This is a genomic window from Brevibacterium jeotgali, from assembly GCF_900169175.1.
GTDB lineage: Bacteria > Actinomycetota > Actinomycetes > Actinomycetales > Brevibacteriaceae > Brevibacterium > Brevibacterium jeotgali.
In genome coordinates, this window is the sequence record NZ_FXZM01000007.1 from 61,516 (window position 1) to 80,107 (window position 18,592).

An 18,592-nucleotide genomic window follows, 5' to 3' on the forward strand; every position below is an offset into this window, starting at 1 on the left:
AAAGGACATCGACCATGTGCCGATCCGCCTCCTGCCCCGTGTGCGGCAAGACCACCTGGGCCGGCTGCGGCCAGCACATCGACCAGGTCAAGCGCACCGTCCCCGCAGGGAACTGGTGTCCCGGTCATAACCGCGCCGCAGCGCCGGCCAGCACCCGGCGACCCGGTCTCCTGACCCGCCTGTTCCAGCGCTGAACACCCCCCCCAACACCCGACCTGTCCGCGGGTGAGGCCCTGCCGGCCATTGCCAGCAGGGCCTCACCCGCGGACAGGTCTTTGGAGCGCACGCGGCGGGCGAGACGTCCCTGCGGGGAAGGATTGTTCCCCGGTCGATCTCGCGCTCAGCCGGAGGCACCCGGTTCCGGGACGAGGGTGGCGAGGAGGTGCTGCGACCCCTCCGTAGACACGGCGGCACCGTTGGCGGTGATGCGTGCCGGGACGAGGACGGTTCCGGCCCCGGCGGGGGTGTGTCGAGCGCCGGGTTCTGCAGAGGCCCTTCTTTGTGGATTTCCATGCTGCACGCAGAGGTGACTGTTCCGCCGCGATGAGCTGTGCACGGGCTCCATGGGGTGGGCGGTAACCGATCCCGGAGTGGAGTCGGTGCGAGTTGCACCCGCCGCCCATGATGACGTCGCTGCCATCACCTCGACGAGGCCCTCCCGGTCGTGACGATCGATCAGCTCACCCTTGTAGACGGAGTTCAGCGGATCGGGTCGGAGTCAGGGCGTGCGAGGCCTGTGTGGCCGAGGCTGGTCAGGGCGGCGCGCAGGCGGGTGTCGGCGTCGTCGGCGACCTCACGGACCTGGGGGCTGTCGCTGAGGCGGACCATGGTCTGGGGGTCGATGGCCTCGATGAGGGTGTGGTCGTCGCCGGGGCTGCGGCGGACCAGGACGTTGCAGGGCAGCAGGGCCCGAGCTGGGGTTCGGCGGCCAGGGCGCGGCTGGCCAGGGTCGGGCTGCAGGCCCCGAGGATCACGTAGTCGCCGAGGCTCGCGGCGGCCTCGGGGCCGAGCTTGGGTTCTCAGCCTGCCCGAGACAGGGCCGGTCAGGCCAGGGAAAGGAAGAGCTTCTCCAGGTCCTTCTTGTCCAGGTTCTCTTCCGGGTTGGCCAGGCACTGCTCGAGCCCACTGGCGATGATGGCGAAGCCGGCGCGGTCCAGGGCCTTGGACACCGCCGAGAGCTGGGTGACGACGTCCTTGCAGTCCCGGCCCTCCTCGAGCATCCGCACGACGGCGGTGAGCTGGCCTTGGGCGCGCCTGAGGCGGTTGAGCACGGGGGTCATCTCGGTGGCATCCAGTTGCATGGCGGTCTCCTGGGGTCGGGGGTGCTCTTCATTCTATACCCCCCCGGGTGTCTTGCATACCCCCAGGGGTATCATGCATACTGGATCGAGACAGGCTCTGCCTGTGATCGGATCCCCGCTGGACAGCCCGGCTTCGGCCTGAGCGCCGCGGTTCCGTCCCCCCTGATGTCCCCGATCCGTTGAGGAGTAGACATGCCCGAGATCACCATTGCCGAGGCCGATGAGCGCCGGGCCCAGGACCAGGTTCTGGATGTGCGCGAGCATTCCGAGGTCGTCGAGGGGATGATCCCCGGCGCGCTGCACATTCCCATGGGCCAGCTGGGTTCCCGGCTGCAGGAGCTGGACCGGTCCCGCCCGGTGATCGTGGTGTGCCGCAGCGGCAACCGCAGCGCCCGGGTGGCCGAGGCACTCGATCAGGCCGGTTACACCGCTGACACCATGGCCGGCGGGATGGTCGCCTGGCAGGGCGCCGGTCTGCCGGCCCACTGAGCCCGGCCCCCGACCGATGACTGCTGACCGCCGACTGACAAGGACGCTGCCATGACGCTCACCCTTCTTCTGACCCTGCTGCTCTCGGTGCTGATCGGTCTCTCCCTGGGCCTGCTCGGCGGCGGCGGATCGATCCTCACCGTGCCGATCCTGACCTATGTCGCCGGCCTGGATCCCAAGGAGGCGATCGCCGCGTCCCTGTTCGTCGTCGGGGTCACTTCCGCCTTCAGCGCCATCACCCACGCCCGCAACCAGCGGGTCAAGTGGCGCACTGGGCTGATCTTCGGCGCCGCCGGCATGGCCGGCGCCTTCGGTGGCGGCCTCCTGGGTGGGTACATCCCCGGTACCGTCCTGATGATCGCATTCGCCTTGATGATGGTGGCCACCTCGGTGGCCATGATCCGTGGCCGCAGGAACAAGGCCGCGACGCGCCACGAGGGCGAGCTCCCGGTCCTCAAGGTCCTCATCGAGGGCCTGGTCGTCGGCCTGGTCACCGGCCTGGTCGGCGCCGGCGGCGGCTTCCTCGTCGTCCCGGCCCTGGCCCTGCTGGGCGGGATGTCCATGCCCGTGGCCGTGGGCACCTCCCTGGTGGTCATCGCGATGAAGTCCTTCGCCGGACTGGCCGGGTACCTGACCACCGTGTCCCTGGACTGGGTGCTGGTCGGGGCCGTGACCGCCGCCGCGATCGCCGGCTCGGTGCTCGGGGCCCGGCTGGCCGGGCGGATCCCGGAGGCCGCCCTGCGCAAGGGCTTCGGTGTGTTCGTGCTCATCATGGGCGTCTTCGTGCTGGTCCAGGAACTGCCCGGCGCCGCCGGGGTGATCGTCGGGGCGGTCGCCGCCCTGGCGGCCGTGGCCGCCGCCGTGTGCTGGTTCGCCGTGCCCAGGTGCCCGATCCGCACCGCCGGCACCACCAACCTCACCTGAGCGTCCCCCACCCCTTCCTGTTCCAGTCGGTCCACACCGACCGCAGACGATCGATCATCACTGACAAGGAGACCTCCATGGCCACCATCGACCTCACCGACCAGGACTTCGCCGGCACCATCCAGGACAACGACATCGTGCTCGTGGACTTCTGGGCGGGCTGGTGCGGGCCCTGCCGCCGGTTCGCCCCCACATACGAGGCCGCCTCGGCCCAGCACCCCGACGTGGTCTTCGCCAAGGTCGACACCGAGGCCGAACAGGCCCTGGCCGGCGCGGCGGGCATCAGTTCCATCCCCACCCTGATGGCCTTCCGCGAGGGCGTGCTGGTCTTCTCCCAGTCCGGCGTCTTACCGGCGCCCGCCCTCGAACAGGTCATCACCGCCGTGAAGGACCTGGACATGGCCCGAGTTCACGCCCTCAGAAGGCCCGCCCGTCGTTCAGTCGTCTCGCCGCCCCCTCACCAATGATGCGACGCGTCTCACAGAGGTGATGTACTTCCGTACAAGGACCAGTACCGCGCAGCGCTCGACTCCGCACCGCTCAACAAGGCGCAGCAGGAGGCATTCATCGATGGGGCGCAGACGGGCTTCATCGTGGCGAAGAAGCTGGTCGACCCCCTGGCCTGAGGGCGACGGCCCGAAGACGCCGGCGCGACGGAGCGCGACATCGCGTACCCGCACGACCAGGACGAACCCTACATTCCGCATCGGCTGAACAGCCTGTGGCGAGCGTCTGACCCCGGGTGGCCTCGGCCCGGAGTTCAGCTGTCTCCAGCCGTCGGTGAGTGAACACGGAGCACCTTGACAGTTATCGATTCGTTATCTTCGCAGTGCGTCACGGGCGAGTCGGCCGTTCCGCATCACAAAGCGGTAACGACGACACGGAGCGGCTCTCACGCTTCGTTCAGACTTCGTTCCACGCATCCGCTGAACCGCCGCTTCGGCGGCCCGATGCCGCCGAACCGCTTGAAACCGGTCTTCCGCGGCTGTCACGGTGGTCCTCGCGTCGACTCGCATCGCTCGCGATCAGCGTGAGCATCGCTCGCGCATTCTGAACCGCTCACTTCACGAACGGAGTCCCCATGCCGGATTCGTCGAGGAAGGCCGTCACACGAACGAGCCTTCTAGCCGCCGCACTCACCACCGGAGCCCTGTCCGCAGGCCTCCTCCTCACTCCCGCGTCAGCGTTCGCAGCTCCTGCGGACAGCGGCGTCGCATCTGCGGCGGCTGATGTCACGGCCGACGGACTCTCCGAGGAGCAGGTCGACAACGCCCGGACGATCATCGGCACGGGGAAGGCCGATGACGTGTCCGACGAGGCCCTCACCATCGCACTCATGACCGCGATGCAGGAATCCAGCCTCCAGAATCTGGACGGCGGCGACCGCGACTCCGCGGGCCTCTTCCAGCAGCGCCCGTCGATGGGCTGGGGCTCGCAGGACGACATCACCGATCCCGTGCACGCGACCCAGTCGTTCTTCGGCACGAACGACGAGGTCTCCAACCCGGGACTCGAGCAGATCGACGGGTGGGAGGACCTGGCCCCGGGTGCCGCAGCGCAGGCTGTTCAGCGGTCTGCGTTCCCCGACGCCTACGACCGGTGGGAGGCACTGGCGGAAGAGCTTCTCGAGGAGAACGACGACGTCGATCCCATCGACTGATCCGACTCGCACGCACTCCGCTCCGGACGGCCGGCCCCGGAGACACCTCGGTAGCGCAGCATCGGCCGGCACCGCTGAGGACCCTCGCGCTCAGGCGCGGGGGTCCTCGTCGTCGACGGGAGCAGGCGCTGAGTCATCGGATGCATCGGTCTGTTCGGGGGCCTCGGCGACGTCGTCACCGACGACCGGACCATCGGAATCCCCTGAGGTCGTGTTGAGGACGCCCACGCCCTGCGCGTCCTCGAGCGCGATGCGCTCCTTCTCCTCATCCGTCAGCGAGTCCTCGCGGGGATAGAGCTGTTCCCAGATGATCAGGACGCCGATCGCCACGATGCCGCCCACCGTGCCGCGGGCCAGCGGCCCCCACGGACGGGGCCAGTCGCCGAACCCGGTCGTGGCTGACAGCAGCAGGAGCACGAGCACGGCGGAGGCGATCGCAACGATGTAACGCATGACACAATCCTGCCAGCACCGCCCCGGTGGTCCAAACCGCCTCCTGGCATCGGGATGCGGCGCACTGACGCTGTAGACCCTTTCCGGGAGCGATACGATTCAGCCCATGGCTGATCAGACGCGCGCGTCCCAGGACCGGACCCGGTACTCCCCCGTCGGCGGAACGGCGGGCAGCGGTCTGCGTCACGGGTCGACGCAGGCTCCGCCTCCGGAGCCCGTCGAGATCTGCGAACCGGAGGTGGGCGAAGTCCCCACGCCCGCCTACGACGCGGCGGCGATCGATCGGACCGCCGAGGTCTTCAAGGCGCTCGCGGCGAGCTCCCGCCTGCGCATCCTGCTGGTCCTCACCCAGGGCGAGGCGAGCGTGACGGAGATCGTCGACGAGACGGGACTGTCGCAGCCGCTGGTGTCGCAGCACCTCAAGCAGCTGCGCAGCCTGCACCTCGTCGAGGTCGACCGCGTGGGTCGCGAGGCGATCTACTCCTTCAAGGACGCGCACGTGTCTCACATCCTCATCGACGCGCTGGATCACGCGCTCGAGCACCCCGAGGACGACTGACGCACACGGGGCGGTCGCCCGCGCCTGCTCCCACTCCCGACGGAACGCGCCTGCACGCAGCGCCTTCTCACAGCTGAGTCGACGATCGGGCACGGTGAGACGTCACCCGCGCACACGCAGCGTCCCTTTCCTGTGCCGTGGTGACGCCTCAGTGGAAGAGGTCCGCTCAGTCGCCCGCTCTGCTCTGTGCGAGCGCGGACATCGCAGCGTTGTACCCCGCCATGCCGTGCGCACCCGCACCCGGTGGCGTCGCCGCCGAGCAGAGGAAGAGTCCCGGCACGCCCAGCGAGTACGGATCCACGGCGGGCCGGGGCCTGAAGACCAGCTGCATCGCCGAATTCGCGCCCGTGACGATGTCCCCGCCCACGTAGTTCGCATTGCCGGCAGCGACCTCGGTCGTGGTGCGCACGCTCCGCGCGACGACACGGTCGCGGAAGCCGGGGGCGAAGCGCTCGATCTGATCCTCGATGGCCGTCGTGGCATCCCCGTCATACCCGGCGGGGACGTGGGCGTAGGCATCGACGGGGTGGACATCGCCGCGCGAACGCCGCGGATCCGCCAGATACTGCTGGCCCAGCAGGACGAAGGGCCGCTCCGGCATCCGCCCACGGTTGATCGCGGCCTCCGATGCGGCGATCTCGTCGAAGCTCCCGCCCAGATGAAGCGTGCCCGCACGGCGCGCAGGCCCATAGGTCCACGGGATCCCACCCTCGACCGCGAAGTTCACGACGAACGCGCCGGGCCCGTGCCGGAATCGGTTCAGACCCCGCGCCACGCGCCCTGGCAGGGCGTCGCCCACGATGCGTGCGGCGGCGGCGGGACTGGTGTCGAGCATGACGATGTCCGCTGCGGGCAGGTCGGTCAGCGCGTCGACGCGCACGCCCGTCTCCACCGTCCCTCCGCTGGCCTCCAGCGCCGCACGCATCGCCTGCGAGATGCTGCGTGACCCGCCTTCGGCCACCGGCCAGCCATACGTGTGCGCGGCGGTTCCCAGTGCCATTCCGATCGCTGAGGACAGCAGCGTGTCGAGCGGCCGCAGCGAGTGCGCCGCGACGCCTGCGAAGAGCGCCCGGGCCTCCTCTGTACGCCACAGACGGGCCACCCATGACGCGGGCGGGCCGGCCAGCGAACCGAACAGACCGAGCTTCAGCGGGTGCTGGGGGATGCGCAGCATCGGCTGCAGGAAGTCGTCCGTGATGTCCGGGAAGTGCGCGGCCAGCGGCTCGAAGACCTGCCTCCACCGTGCGCCGTCGTCGAACAGATGACGCGCGGTCGTCTGAACGTCCTGCCAGACCGCCGCCCCGCCGCCCCCGTCCAGCGGGTGTGCGTACTGGACGTCCGGCCGGGCCCAGCGCAGGCCGTGCTCCGCCAGGTCGACCGACCGCGTGAACGCATTGTCGACGGCGAGCGGGTGGAACCCGGAGCACTCGTCGTGGAGCAGGCCGGGAACGGTGAGTTCTGCAGAGCGCGTGCCGCCGCCCGCTTCGTCCGCCGCTTCCAGGACGCTGACCTCGGCCCCGTTCCGGGCGAGGGTCACAGCGGCGGCGAGCCCGTTGGGCCCGCTGCCGACCACTATGGCCTTCATCATGCCGTCATCCTGTCACGTCCAGGACCGGTCGGTGCCCCTCATGCCACCGCGTCCCACGCGTCGCGGATGAGCGTCTCGAGGACGTCGAGGTCGACGTCCTCCGGCTTGTTGATCCACACGCATCCCGCACCGATCCTGTGCTTGCCCAACTGCGCGAGCAGCACGTCGGCACGGGTGGAGCCCTGCAGCCCGTAGAGCGAGATGCTCGCCTTCCGCGGACTGAACCCCACGAGGAACCAGTCGCCCTCGCGCCCTGACGGCGACACGTAGTGCACGTCGCCGTAGCCGATCATCGTCGGCCCCCACATCACCGGCGCCTCACCGGTCACCCGACCGAACACCTCCAGGAGGATGCGGCCGTGCTCCTGTCGGCGCGGCCAGGGCAGCGACTCGATCCAGCCGACCGGGTCGACATCCGTCGTGGTCGTCTTCACGTCCGCCGCCGTCTCACCCGTGTGGCCCCGGGTGAGGCTGCCCGTCCTCTGATCGGGTGCCGGCACCTCGCCGCCGAGGCCCCGCCCGCCTTCTCGCAGCCGCTCCTCGATCCGTTCGAGGGTGCGCGGCCCCATCCCGTGCAGACGTGCGAGTCCCCCGCGGTCGACACCGTCAAGGGCCTCGAGGTCGTCGTAGCCGGCCGCGACGAGCGCACGCCTGGCGGGGGTCGACAGGCCCGGCACCTCCTCGAAGCGCGTCACGTCGTCGCCTGCCCGCTCAGCTCAGCGAGTTCTGGAAGCGGCGGATCCGGACCAGCGCCTCGGCGATGTTCTCCGGCCCTGCGGCCAGCGACAGCCGGACCGCGTTGTCGCCGTTGATCGGGTCGAAGTCCGCGCCCGGCGCCAGTGCGACGCCCTCCGCCTCGAGCAGTCCGGCGCACCAGTCCGACGCGTCGGCGTAGACCCCGAGGACGTCGTCGATGCGGAAGTACATGTAGAACGCACCGTCGGCCGGGGCCATGTCCTTCCACTGGAGGTCCTCCACCGCGTCGAGCACGTACTGGCGCGCGGTCGCGAAGCCCTCGACAGCCGCGTCGCACTCCGCATAGGCCTCTTCTGTGAACGCCTCGAGGCACGCGTGCTGTGCCGGCACCGGTGGGCACAGCGACAGATTCCCCGCGATCGCATCACAGGGTGCGATGAGGTTCTCCGGCAGGATCGCCCAGCCGAGCCTCCAGCCGGTCATCCCCCAGTACTTCGAGAACGAGGAGATGACGACGGGGTCGTCACCGCACTCCAGCGCCGAGGTCCCGCGGGAATCCGTGAACGACACACCGTGGTAGATCTCGTCGGAGATGAGGCGCACGCCGTTGGCCTCGCACCATGCGGTGAGCGCGGCGAGCTCCGGCTTCTCGATCATCGTGCCGGTGGGGTTCGCGGGCGAGGCGAGCATGAGCCCCTTGAGCGGGGCCTGGCTGTGCGCGGCGTCGAGCATCTCCACCGTCGGCTGGAACCGGACGTCGGGGCCGCAGGGGAGCTCCACGACCTCCACGTCCTGTGCCCGCAGGATGTTGGAGTACGCGGGGTAGCCCGGCGTGGCCAGTGCGACGCGATCGCCCGCATCGAAGCTCGCGAGGAACACCATGTCGAAGGCGCCCGAGGACCCGTTCGTCACAGCGATCCGCTCGATCGGGACGTCGACGCCGTACCAGCGCCTGTAGTGCTCCGCGATCCGTTCCCGCAGCGGGACGATGCCGAAGATCTCCGAGTAGCCCAGGCCCGTTCCGTCGAGCACGACCTCTGCCGCACGGCGCCGGACGCCGTCGGGTGCCCCCTGGGACGGCTCACCCACGCAGAGCGAGATGACGTCACGGCCCTGCGACCGCATCTCGAAGACGCGGTTGAGGATGTTCATGACAGCGAACGGGCGCACCGTCGCCGAGCGGCGGGAGGTCGTGGGCTTCACACGTGCAGTCTGCTCCATGGGCCCCACTCTAGATGTGTGGGACCGCACTCGAGCAGAACCACCGGACAGTCGTGGCCGAGGCCACCCGGGGTCTGACAGAAGAGACCAACTCACCTTGCCACAATTCCTTGAAGGGAGCACCGCGCCCCTGAGACGATGAGTCCCCGTCACGAAGAGGAGTTGAGATCACCATGGCCTCGACATTCACGACGACCGGCCCGGCGAACGGCGAGATGCTCAAGGAATTCCCGGCCGCCGCGGACCACGAGATCGCGGACGCGATCGCAGCGTCGCACGCAGCGTTCCAGACATGGCGCACAACCCCTGTCGAGAAGCGGACGGAGCCCATCAGACGCGCTGCAGACCTCATGGAGGAGCGGATCGACGAGCTGTCTCGACTGCTCACCCTGGAGATGGGGAAGCTCACCGCGGAGGCTCGTGCGGAGGTGGAGCTGTGCGCGAAGATCCTGCGCTACTACGCCGACGAAGGACCGGGGCACCTCGCGGATGAGCGGCGCACACCGGACAGCGGCGGCACCGGCGTCGTCAAGAAGGAGCCCAAGGGTCCCCTGATCGGCGTGATGCCGTGGAACTTCCCCTACTACCAGGTGGTGCGCCTCGCCGCTCCCAATCTGATCGCCGGGAACACCATCCTGCTCAAGCACGCGCCCAACTGCCCGCAGTCCGCAGTGGCCTTCGCCGCGCTCATGTCCGACGCGGGCCTGCCTGACGACTGCTACATCAACCTGTTCGCCGACACTGACCAGATCCAGACGATCATCGCCGATGAGCGCGTGGCCGGTGCATCGCTCACCGGCTCGGAGGCTGCTGGTTCGGCGGTCGCCGCCGGTGCCGGCGAGAACCTCACGAAGGTGATCCTGGAGCTGGGCGGCAGCGACCCGTTCATCGTCCTCGACTCCGACGACCTGGATGAGACAGTGTCGACGGCCGTCGCCGGGCGCATGGCGAATGCGGGGCAGAGCTGCATCGCCTCGAAGCGACTGATCGTCGTGGAGGACCACTACGAGGAGTTCGTCGAGAAGTTCACCACCGCGATGGCGGGCTTCACACCGGGCGACCCCGCAGACCCCGACACCACCCTCGCCCCGCTGTCGTCCGAGCAGGCCGCAGCAGACCTCATGGAGCAGGTGCACGACGCCGTCGAGCAGGGTGCCACCGTGCAGATCGGCGGCGGCCGCGTCGACAGGCCGGGAGCCTACGTGCAGCCCACCGTGCTCACAGGCGTCATACCGTCGATGCGGGCCTATTCGGAGGAACTCTTCGGACCAGTAGCAGTGATCTACAGGGTCGCCGATGAGGAGGAGGCCATCCACCTGGCCAACGATTCCTCCTTCGGACTGGGCGGCTCCGTCATGAGCGCCGACCCTGCCCGAGCCCGACGCGTCGCGGACCGCATCGACTCCGCGATGGTCTGGATCAACGCCGCGACCTGGACGGAGCCGGATCTGCCGTTCGGCGGCACCAAGCGGTCCGGAATCGGCCGCGAACTGGGTGCGGAGGGAATCCTCGAGTTCGTGAACAAGAAGCTCATCCGCGAACCCTGATCGGGCTCACTCGCCGGGCAGGCTCCACGTGTGCACGGGACGGCCCGTCTGCTGGTTCTCCGTGTAGAGGCGAACCAGCTTGTGGAGGGCCTCCTCGCGCTCGACCGAACCGACCGGCGCACGCCCCGCGAACGCATCGAGCGTCTTCCGCTGCCACCATGCACCGTTGCGACCGGTCCGGGCTCGCGCTTCGTAGATTCCGATGTACTCATCGATGACGTCGTCGTCGACCTCGAGCTGCTCGAGTCCCTCGCGCGCCTGCGGGGCGAGGGTCTCGAGGACCAGCTCTGCGACGTCGAGCGTGCCGTGCCGGGGCCACGTCAGGCGCGCACCGATCCCGTCGCGCGCACCGTTCTCGAAGTTCTCCTGCGCATCCGCGAACGTCATCCGCGACCAGACCGGCCGGTTCTCCCGGACGAGGAAGGCGATGAGCCCGTAGTAGAACGCGGCGTCCGCGACCATGTCCACGGTCGACGGTCCGGCCGGCAGGATCCGGTTCTCGATGCGGATGTGGGCATTCCGCCTGCCCGGCGAATAGATCGGACGGTTCCATCGCCAGACCGTGCCGTTGTGCAGGTTGAGCTCGTGCAGGTACGGGGTTCCGCTGTCCGTGAGGATCGGACGGCCGGAGGCCTCGCGCGTCTCCGGCAGCAGCGGCGGGAAGAAGTGGACGTTCTCCTCGAAGAGGTCGAACACGCTGGTGATCCACCGCTCACCGAACCACACGCGAGGACGCACGCCCTGGTGCTCCAGTTCCGGGGTCCGGGTGTCGATCGACTGTGCGAATACGGGGAGCCGGGATTCGTGCCACAGCCGGTGACCGAGGAACAGGGGCGAGTTCGCCGCCATCGCGATCTGCACTCCCGCGATCGCCTGCGACGCGTTCCACGCATCCGCGAAGCGATTGGGTGCCACCTGCAGGTGCAGCTGCATCGACGTGCACGTGGATTCGGGGGCGATGTCCGTGAAGTCGTGCGCGTAGTGGTCCTCGCGGGACAGGTCGATGCCGACGTACTCGCCGCGCGCCTCGACGACCGCGGTCGACAGCGCCCGGTAGCGGTTCTCCGGGGTGATCCACTTCTCGTCCTCGAGCAGCTCCGTCGTGACGGTGGGCAGAGTGCCGATGGAGACCGGACTGACGCCGTGATCGCGAGCGGCCGCGCGGAGCTTCGCGAGACGATCGTCGAGCCCCTTCTCCATCTGCTTGAGGCCCATGTCCCGTACCCGCGAGATCGGCATGTTGACCTCGAGGTTGTAAGCACCGACCTCCGACTGGAAATCACCGTCGTCCAGTGTCTCGAGCACATCGAGATTCGTGAGCGCCGGCGCACCGGTCTCATCCACGAGGTTGAACTCGAGTTCGAGGCCGATCGTGCCCTTCGACTCGAAGCTCGCGTTCTGCAGGTAGGTATCGAAGGTCTCCAGGTTCTCCTGGAGCTTCCGACGATAGAGCGTCCGTTCGCGCGGTGTGTATCGGACGGAGCCGACTGCTTCTCCCATGGAGCACAGACTGGCACACCAGGATCGGTCTCGTCTCGTGTTCCGCCATTCGAGTGATGCCGGCACGCGGCGTCCGCCGCCCACACCCACTCAGAGCTCGCGCCCTAGACTCGGAGGCATGACGCACCCCACCTCGAACCCGCTGTCCGTCGTCGACCACCCCGCACTCCTGTCCGCTGCGGAATCTCGACTCCCCCAGATGCTCACGGACATCGAGCGGGCGATCTCGATCGAGACACCGTCATCGGACCTGGAGGCCGTCGCCCGGGGCGCCCAGGACTTCGCCACTCTCGTGACCGAGCGGCTGGGTGCGACTCCGGAGACCCTCACGGTCGACGGCGTCACACACCTGAGGCTGCGGTTCGGCTCCGGCCCCGCGAAGGTGGTCCTCGTCAATCATCAGGACACCGTGTGGCCGCACGGCACGCTCGAGCGGATCCCCTTCTCGCACGACGACGGGGTCGTCCGCGGGCCGGGCAGCTTCGACATGCTCACCGGCGCAGTCATGTCCGTGCACGCCACCGCGATGCTCATCGAGCAGGGCGGGACCGAGGCGGTGGACGGACTCAGCATCATCGTGACCGGCGACGAGGAGGTCGGCTCGCACACCGGCGCCCCCCTGCTGCGCGAGGAGGCCGCACAGGCGCGCGCCGCGTTCGTCATGGAGGCCGCAGCCGGTGAGGGCGGTGCGCTGAAGATCGCGCGCAAGGGCACGTCGATGTACACGATCGTCCTCCACGGGCGGGCGTCCCATGCGGGCCTCGACCCGGAGAAGGGCGTGAACGCAGGGCTCGAGATGTCCCACCAGATGCTGGCCGTGGCCGGCCTGGCGGACCCGGAGCAGGGCACCACCGTCACCCCCACCGTCTTCAGCGGCGGGACGACGACGAACACGGTGCCGTCGCTCGCACGGTTCGACGTCGATGTGCGCGCCAAGACACAGGACGAGCTCCAGCGGGTCGACGATGCGATCCGCGCGCTGCAGCCGGTGCTGGACGGCGCAACGATCGAGGTGCAGGGCGGGATCAACCGGCCGCCGATGGAACGCGCGATGGCCGAGGCGCTGTTCGACCGCGCCGCGGCCCTGTCGGAGGCCGTCGGCATCGACGCACCGCACGGCGTCGAGGTGGGCGGCGCATCGGACGGGAACTACACGGCCGGTGACGGCGTCCCCACCCTCGACGGCCTGGGTGCGGTGGGCGATGGAGCCCACGCGGAGCACGAACACGCAGTGTCCGCATACATCGCGCCGCGCACAGCGCTGCTCGCGGCACTCATCGCCGACCAGCTGGCCGACTGAGCACGTAGGCCGGCTGAGCACGCCGGCCCGGACTGCACAGCGTCGTGCTCGCGTCACTCCAGGTGGCGCAGGTAGCGTTCAGGCGCCTCGAGGAAAGACCGCTGGTGCCGGATCAGCTCCAGGTCGTCGTAGTCGCAGTGCCGCAGTCCCCATTCTCCGACCTCGTAGATCTGGGCGCCCGGCAGCGCCGCGAGGACCGGTGAGTGGGTCGACAGCACGACCTGCGATCCTGCGTTCCGAAGGTCACGCAGGAACCCGATGAGTGCGAGGCATCCTGAGAACGACAGCGCTGATTCCGGCTCGTCCAGCACCCACAGTCCGGAGATGCGCGACCGTTCCGTGACGTAGTCGAGGAATGCCTCGCCGTGGCTGCGGGAGTGCAGGCCGCTGGGGCCGATCGACTCCAGATAGCTGAAGTGACCGTGCATCGTCTCTGCCCGCAGGAAGACTCCGCGCTTGGAGGCGCCCGCCCCACGCACGATCTGCAGATGGTCGTGCAGTTCCGACTCCGTGGGACGTGTCTCGTGAGTCGCAGCATGAGTACCGCCTTCGGGATTCAATCCGAAGGCGATCGCAAGGGCCTCCACCAGCGTCGACTTCCCCGCTCCGTTGTCCCCCACCAGCACGGTGATCGGGCTCAGCTCCCATCCGTGGTCCAGCACCTGTCGCACGGGGGCGAGCGTCGCCGGCCACGTCTCGCGGTCCAGGGGTGCCAGCCGGTGCTCCTCGACCCTGCGCACGGGCAGCGTGCTGAAAGCGTCCGCATCAGTGCGTGCGTCCGGGTCATCGTGAAAGCCCATATCAGCGGGGTCTCAACAGCGTCCGACCCGCCTCGAGCAGGGCCGCGAACTCCTCGTCCGGCACGAGGGAACCACCGGTGAGCCAGGCGATGTGGGTGCCGGCCGATCCCGTCCGATGTCCGGCGAACTGCCCCGCCGCCCTCAGCCCCGCGCAGGCGGAGGGCTCCAGGCGCAGCCCGGCAGCGGCCTCGGCGACGGCCAGAGTGCGCAGAAGATCGTCATCGGTGACCGTCGCGTACCCGTGCAGCAGGTGCCCGACGGCCCTCCCCACGAAGCGTGACGGCCTCCCGACGGCCAGCCCGTCCGCGATGGTCAGCGCACCCAGGCCCACGTCAGCGACCGAGATCCCGTCGTCCAGCCCGGTGAGCCTGCCCAGCAGGAACGCCGGCATCGACACGGGCTCGACGAACACGCAGCGGACGGCGCTCCCGAACACGGTCGACAGTCCGTACGCGATCCCGCCGGGCGCACCGCCGATCCCGCACGGCAGGTGAACGGTGAGCGGATTCTCCTCGTCCACCACGACCGAGGCCGCGGCGAGCTGACCCGCGAGCCGCCTCCCTGCGACGGCGTACCCCGCGAAGAGGCTCAGCGAGTTCTCGTCGTCGATGAAGTGGGCACATGGATCCGCGTCTGCGGCGGCGCGACCGGCGTGCACGGCCTGGGTGAAGTCCGTGTCGTGCTCGACGACCTCGACTCCTGAGCTCCGCAGCGTCTCCTTCTTCCACGCCTTCGCGTCGAGGGACATGTGCACGGTGACGCTGAACCCCAGGATCGCGCCCATGAGACCGATCGACATGCCCAGGTTCCCCGTGGACCCGACGACGATCCGCATGCGGGACATGCGCTCCCGCGTCCCCTCGTCGAGGAAGACGCTGGGGCCCCTGTCCAGATCGACGCCGAGGTCCCGGGCGGCTCCCAGCGCCACCTCCAGGACCTCATGGATCCCGCCGCGCGACTTCACGGATCCGCTCACCGCGAGCGCATCATCCCGCTTCACCCAGAGGTTCGCGGGGAAGTCCTCTCCAAATTCTGCGGCGAGTGCACGACTGAGCGAAGCGACCTTTTCCAGCGGCGACTCGATCACGCCGCCCTGGGCACGGGTCTCCGGGAAGAGCTGCTCGAACAGCGGGGCGAACCAGCGAAATCGCTCCTCCGCCGCATCGACGAGGGCAGGAGTCGGTCTCGCCCCTCCCACATCCCCCACCTGTGTGACGCCCGGTTTCTCCGTCGTCGTCCGCGCGGGCACCCAGACGGTGGGCCGTGCCTCGATCACCGCATCGAGAATCGCCCGCGACTCGTCACTGAGGTCGTACCGCACTGCCGCCGCATCCGTCATGACCAGAACGCTACCGCCGGGGCGCGGCTGCCGGCACCAGTGGCACACGGATACGAGCGCGCGGGCGCACAGGTCGCGATTGCTAGTGTGCTGTCATGCAGCTCACATCGCTCCGCCTCCATCGCGTATCCCTTCCACTCGTCACACCGTTCGAGACGTCCTTCGCTCGGCAGACGGAGAAGCACTGCTACCTCGTCGAGGCGACGTTCGACACGGAGTCCGGGCCGGTCACCGGGTGGGGCGAATCCGTCGCGATGATCTCGCCGCTCTACTCCGATGAGTACGTGGATGGTGGTATCGCCGTGACCCGCGACTGGATGGCCCCGATCCTCTTCGGCGTGGAGAACCTCACGGCGGAGACGGTCGGATGGCATCTGAAGCCCATCATCGGCCACCCCATGGCGAAGTCAGCCCTGGAGATGGCAGTGCTCGAGGCGCAGCTGAGAATGCGCGGCCAGTCGTTCAAGGAGTACGTGGGCGGGGTCGTCGACTCCGTGCCGTCAGGGGTGTCCGTGGGCATCCAGCGATCGATCCCCGAACTGCTCGAGGCCGTGGGCGGCTATCTGGATGAGGGCTACGCCCGCATCAAGCTGAAGATCAAGCCGGGTGCGGACCTCGAACCCGTCGCCGCGCTGCGGAAGGAGTACGGCGACGACTTCCTCTTCCAGGTGGACGCGAACGCCGCGTACACGCTGGTCGATGCGGCCCATCTCAAGAAGCTCGACGACTACGGCCTGCTCCTCATCGAGCAGCCCCTGGGCGAGGCGGACATCCGCCAGCACGGTGAGCTCGCGAAGCTCATGAGCACGCCGATGTGCCTGGACGAGTCGATCGTGTCCGCGGAATCCGCGGCGGACGCCATCTCCCTGGGCGCTGCCGCCGTCATCAACATCAAACCCGGGCGCGTGGGCGGCTATCTCGAGGCGAAGCGCATCCACGACCTCGCGTCCGCCCACGGTGTCGCAGTCTGGCACGGCGGTATGGTCGAGACCGGTCTGGGCCGCGCCGCGAACGCCGCACTGGCGACCCTTCCCGGCTTCTCACTGCCGGGCGACATCTCCGGTTCGAAGCGCTTCTTCCACGAGGACATCACGGAGGAGATCGTGCAGCGCGACGGCGCCGTCGAGATCCCCAGAGGCCCCGGCTTCGGTGTGACGATCGACCCGGATCAGCTGGAGAAGTTCCGCACGGAGACCATCGACATCACACGCTGACACGCGGGCGGGTCAGCGCGCTTCGCCGCCGTCGTCAGCGTCCCCGCTATCGTCAGCGTCGGCACCGCCGTCGGCATCTCCCTCATCCCCTGCTGCGCGCGCATCATCCGCAGAGGTGGAAGGACCAGCTTCGGCGGATGAGCTGCGGTCCCGGCGCCGCCTGCGGTCTCGCAGCGCGTCCTCGATGAGCGCGTTCACGTCGATCCCGCCGGTCGAGCCGGTCGAGTCGGTGGAGTCGGTGGAGTCGGTGGAGTCGGTCGCCTCGTCGTCCGTGGCCCAGACACCCGCGGGCGGGCCTCCGGCAGCGTCAGGGCCGGTCTCTGCCCCGTCGTCCTCCCGAGGCTTCGGCCCTGGCTCCGACTCCGGCCCCGGTTCCGACTCCGGCTCAGGTTCCGGCTGGAAGCCCGCGCGGCGATCCGAGCCACCGGCGGCGCCATCTGCCGCACCTGAGCCTGGGTGCGTCCCTGAGCCGGCACCGCCGTCTGCACCGGCACGTCGCTGATCGGCCCAGCCACCGAATCGCTCGCTCAGCCAGCCCCGCAGTGCTTCCGTGTCGAGACCATCCACGCCTCTGCGCTTCTGCAGGTCACGCAGAATCCTGCGGACCTCGTCCGGGAGCCGGTCGAACAGCTCGGGGTCCCATGGCTGCGCACCCGTCGCCGATCCGCGCGAGCCGCCGTCGGACGCTCCGCCGAATCCGCCCGCACCCCAGTTCGCCAGATTCCCCAGGCCGCTGAGGCCGCCCACGCCGCCCAGCGCCTGCTGGATGTCGGCCAGTGCATCGGTCCAACCGGGTGCACCACCATCGCCGTCCGTGCCGCCAGTGGGGCCGTCCGCGGCGACCTCGGCCGACGAGCCGTGCGTCCCTCCGTCCACGCCGAGCGGACCGGTCTGCGTCGCAGTCATGGCGGCCGCGGCCTCGGCGGCCCGCTGCTGTGCTTGAGCAGCGAGCTCCTGGGCCTGTGCCGCACGCCCGTGCGATTCCGCGGCGAGCACCTGGGCCTCGGCCGCTCGGGTCTGCGCATCGGCAACCCGGTGGTGCGCCTCAGCCTCCCTCGTCCGGGCGTCTGCGGCACGCTCCCGCGCCTCCGCAGCCCGCACGTCCGCCTCCGCCGCCCGCGTCTGGGCGCGGAGCAGTCCGGTCTGCGCCTCTGCGAGCGCGGCCTTCGCCCGCACGTCTTCGGCCTCGTGCTCCGCGGCGGACTCTGCCAGCGCGTGCCGCTCGCGCCGGTCTTCGGCGAGCTGCGCCGCGATCCGGCGCAGACCCGTCAGCGCAGCGACGACGACGGTGACGCAGCCTGCCAGCACCACGACGACGAGCACGAGGAGCAGGATCTCGGAAAGTGTGGCCTGGAGCATGTCTGTCCTTAGCGACGGCGACGTTGCGGACCTCCAGTATGAACGACGTCAGACGGGTGGACCCAGAAGCAGCAGCACGACGAACACGACAGCGACTGCCAGCGCACCCGTCAGGAGGGCGGCGATGGGCCTCCGGATCCCCCAGGCGATGGGGCGCTCGAGCAGGGTCCGCGGCTCTCGACCGCCGTCGGCCAGGCCCCACGCCTCGTCCAGCAGGCCACGGCGCCTCGCCCCGACCTCGAACGGGATCGTGGCGTACGGAATGATCGCGGAGCCCAGCCCGAGCACGATCGCGCCCAGCCCCCACCGCTGCGACACTCCCACGAACACCGTGGTGACGCAGTAGGCCAGGAACATGAACCCGTGGAGTCCGCCGCCGATGCTCACCATCACCTCAGTGGTCTGCGTGACGTACTTGAGGAACATGCCCAGCAGCAGGAGGGTCCAGGTGATCGCCTCGCCGATCGCGAAGATGGAGAACAGGCGCTTCGGTGTCATCCCGCCATCGTGTCGGTCATCGTCGCAGCCTGCGCGCTCCATCTGCATCGCGAGAATCCATCGCTCAGTCCGTGGGCACACCGCAAGCGGGCTCCGAGCCCTCCACCAGGGAGGGCGCGGAGCCCGCTTCGTCAGCTCACCGGC

At 69.2% G+C, this 18,592-nt stretch carries 19 protein-coding genes and 1 pseudogene; 9 read left to right on the forward strand and 11 right to left on the reverse strand.

The features are described from left to right. Positions 1-14: 14 nt before the first annotated feature. The gene (locus BJEO58_RS15435; protein WP_101589004.1) at positions 15-194 is read left to right on the forward strand and encodes a DUF8730 family Cys-rich protein; all 180 of its coding nucleotides are present in this window, start codon (positions 15-17) and stop codon (positions 192-194) included. Positions 195-699: 505 nt separating this feature from the next. On the opposite strand, the pseudogene BJEO58_RS08280 reads toward BJEO58_RS15435, so the two are convergent. Both BJEO58_RS08280 and BJEO58_RS08285 read right to left on the reverse strand, forming a co-directional pair. Then, positions 700-1,019: pseudogene (locus BJEO58_RS08280) on the reverse strand (DUF302 domain-containing protein); the annotation flags it as partial. Positions 1,020-1,043: 24 nt separating this feature from the next. Further along, positions 1,044-1,301, reverse strand: coding sequence for a metal-sensitive transcriptional regulator (locus BJEO58_RS08285; protein ID WP_101589005.1), 258 nt, complete (start codon positions 1,299-1,301; stop codon positions 1,044-1,046). Between the two features lie 192 nt (positions 1,302-1,493). On the opposite strand from BJEO58_RS08285, the gene BJEO58_RS08290 reads away from it, so the two are divergent. The 4 genes from BJEO58_RS08290 (at position 1,494) to BJEO58_RS08305 (ending at position 4,374) form a co-directional block, all read left to right on the forward strand. Next, a complete protein-coding gene (locus BJEO58_RS08290; RefSeq protein WP_101589006.1) occupies positions 1,494-1,790 on the forward strand; it encodes a rhodanese-like domain-containing protein in 297 nt (98 codons plus the stop codon). A gap of 51 nt (positions 1,791-1,841) precedes the next feature. Beyond that, a complete protein-coding gene (locus BJEO58_RS08295) occupies positions 1,842-2,714 on the forward strand; it encodes a sulfite exporter TauE/SafE family protein (RefSeq protein ID WP_101589007.1) in 873 nt (290 codons plus the stop codon). A 77-nt stretch (positions 2,715-2,791) separates the two neighbouring features. Further along, a complete protein-coding gene (gene trxA / locus BJEO58_RS08300; RefSeq protein ID WP_101589008.1) occupies positions 2,792-3,181 on the forward strand; it encodes a thioredoxin in 390 nt (129 codons plus the stop codon). A 614-nt stretch (positions 3,182-3,795) separates the two neighbouring features. Continuing rightward, positions 3,796-4,374, forward strand: coding sequence for a hypothetical protein (locus tag BJEO58_RS08305; protein WP_219617095.1), 579 nt, complete (start codon positions 3,796-3,798; stop codon positions 4,372-4,374). 90 nt (positions 4,375-4,464) lie between these two features. Here the strand turns inward: BJEO58_RS08305 and BJEO58_RS08310 are convergent, their stop codons facing one another. After that, positions 4,465-4,827 carry a hypothetical protein gene (locus BJEO58_RS08310; RefSeq protein ID WP_101589009.1) on the reverse strand — a complete coding sequence of 121 codons (363 nt, stop codon included), beginning with the start codon at positions 4,825-4,827 and terminating at the stop codon, positions 4,465-4,467. Positions 4,828-4,933: 106 nt separating this feature from the next. On the opposite strand from BJEO58_RS08310, the gene BJEO58_RS08315 reads away from it, so the two are divergent. Then, positions 4,934-5,386: an ArsR/SmtB family transcription factor gene (locus BJEO58_RS08315; RefSeq protein WP_101589010.1), complete on the forward strand. Its 453-nt coding sequence runs from the start codon at positions 4,934-4,936 to the stop codon at positions 5,384-5,386. 166 nt (positions 5,387-5,552) lie between these two features. Here the strand turns inward: BJEO58_RS08315 and BJEO58_RS08320 are convergent, their stop codons facing one another. Genes BJEO58_RS08320 through BJEO58_RS08330 form a run of 3 tightly spaced genes read right to left on the reverse strand, consistent with a single transcriptional unit; the run spans position 5,553 to position 8,891 of the window. Further along, complete coding sequence (locus BJEO58_RS08320) at positions 5,553-6,974, reverse strand: phytoene desaturase family protein (RefSeq protein ID WP_101589011.1); 1,422 nt, start codon at positions 6,972-6,974, stop codon at positions 5,553-5,555. A gap of 38 nt (positions 6,975-7,012) precedes the next feature. Next, positions 7,013-7,669 carry a DUF1801 domain-containing protein gene (locus tag BJEO58_RS08325; RefSeq protein ID WP_101589012.1) on the reverse strand — a complete coding sequence of 219 codons (657 nt, stop codon included), beginning with the start codon at positions 7,667-7,669 and terminating at the stop codon, positions 7,013-7,015. A gap of 16 nt (positions 7,670-7,685) precedes the next feature. Beyond that, a complete protein-coding gene (locus tag BJEO58_RS08330; RefSeq protein ID WP_101589013.1) occupies positions 7,686-8,891 on the reverse strand; it encodes a pyridoxal phosphate-dependent aminotransferase in 1,206 nt (401 codons plus the stop codon). 173 nt (positions 8,892-9,064) lie between these two features. Between BJEO58_RS08330 and BJEO58_RS08335 the strand changes: the two genes are divergently transcribed. Then, a complete protein-coding gene (locus BJEO58_RS08335) occupies positions 9,065-10,438 on the forward strand; it encodes an NAD-dependent succinate-semialdehyde dehydrogenase (protein ID WP_101589014.1) in 1,374 nt (457 codons plus the stop codon). A gap of 6 nt (positions 10,439-10,444) precedes the next feature. Here BJEO58_RS08335 and BJEO58_RS08340 read toward each other — a convergent pair whose 3' ends face one another. Next, the gene (locus BJEO58_RS08340; protein WP_101589015.1) at positions 10,445-11,938 is read right to left on the reverse strand and encodes a glutamate-cysteine ligase family protein; all 1,494 of its coding nucleotides are present in this window, start codon (positions 11,936-11,938) and stop codon (positions 10,445-10,447) included. Positions 11,939-12,056: 118 nt separating this feature from the next. Between BJEO58_RS08340 and BJEO58_RS08345 the strand changes: the two genes are divergently transcribed. After that, on the forward strand, positions 12,057-13,238 hold the full coding sequence (locus BJEO58_RS08345; RefSeq protein WP_101589016.1) for a M20 family metallopeptidase: 1,182 nt from the start codon (positions 12,057-12,059) through the stop codon (positions 13,236-13,238). A gap of 53 nt (positions 13,239-13,291) precedes the next feature. On the opposite strand, the gene BJEO58_RS08350 is transcribed toward BJEO58_RS08345, so the two are convergent. Together BJEO58_RS08350 and dsdA are read right to left on the reverse strand one after the other, a co-directional pair. Then, positions 13,292-14,038 carry an AAA family ATPase gene (locus BJEO58_RS08350; RefSeq protein WP_101589017.1) on the reverse strand — a complete coding sequence of 249 codons (747 nt, stop codon included), beginning with the start codon at positions 14,036-14,038 and terminating at the stop codon, positions 13,292-13,294. A gap of 1 nt (position 14,039) precedes the next feature. Then, positions 14,040-15,377 (reverse strand): D-serine ammonia-lyase, encoded by a 1,338-nt coding sequence (dsdA, locus tag BJEO58_RS08355; RefSeq protein WP_101589018.1) that lies wholly within the window; start codon positions 15,375-15,377, stop codon positions 14,040-14,042. A 95-nt stretch (positions 15,378-15,472) separates the two neighbouring features. Between dsdA and menC the strand changes: the two genes are divergently transcribed. Continuing rightward, positions 15,473-16,591 (forward strand): o-succinylbenzoate synthase, encoded by a 1,119-nt coding sequence (menC, locus tag BJEO58_RS08360; RefSeq protein WP_101589019.1) that lies wholly within the window; start codon positions 15,473-15,475, stop codon positions 16,589-16,591. A 12-nt stretch (positions 16,592-16,603) separates the two neighbouring features. Here menC and BJEO58_RS08365 read toward each other — a convergent pair whose 3' ends face one another. Next, entirely contained in the window at positions 16,604-17,950 is a 1,347-nt protein-coding gene (locus tag BJEO58_RS08365; RefSeq protein ID WP_101589020.1) for a hypothetical protein, read from the reverse strand. Positions 17,951-17,998: 48 nt separating this feature from the next. After that, the gene (locus tag BJEO58_RS08370) at positions 17,999-18,448 is read right to left on the reverse strand and encodes a DUF3817 domain-containing protein (protein ID WP_101589103.1); all 450 of its coding nucleotides are present in this window, start codon (positions 18,446-18,448) and stop codon (positions 17,999-18,001) included. Positions 18,449-18,592 lie beyond the last annotated feature (144 nt).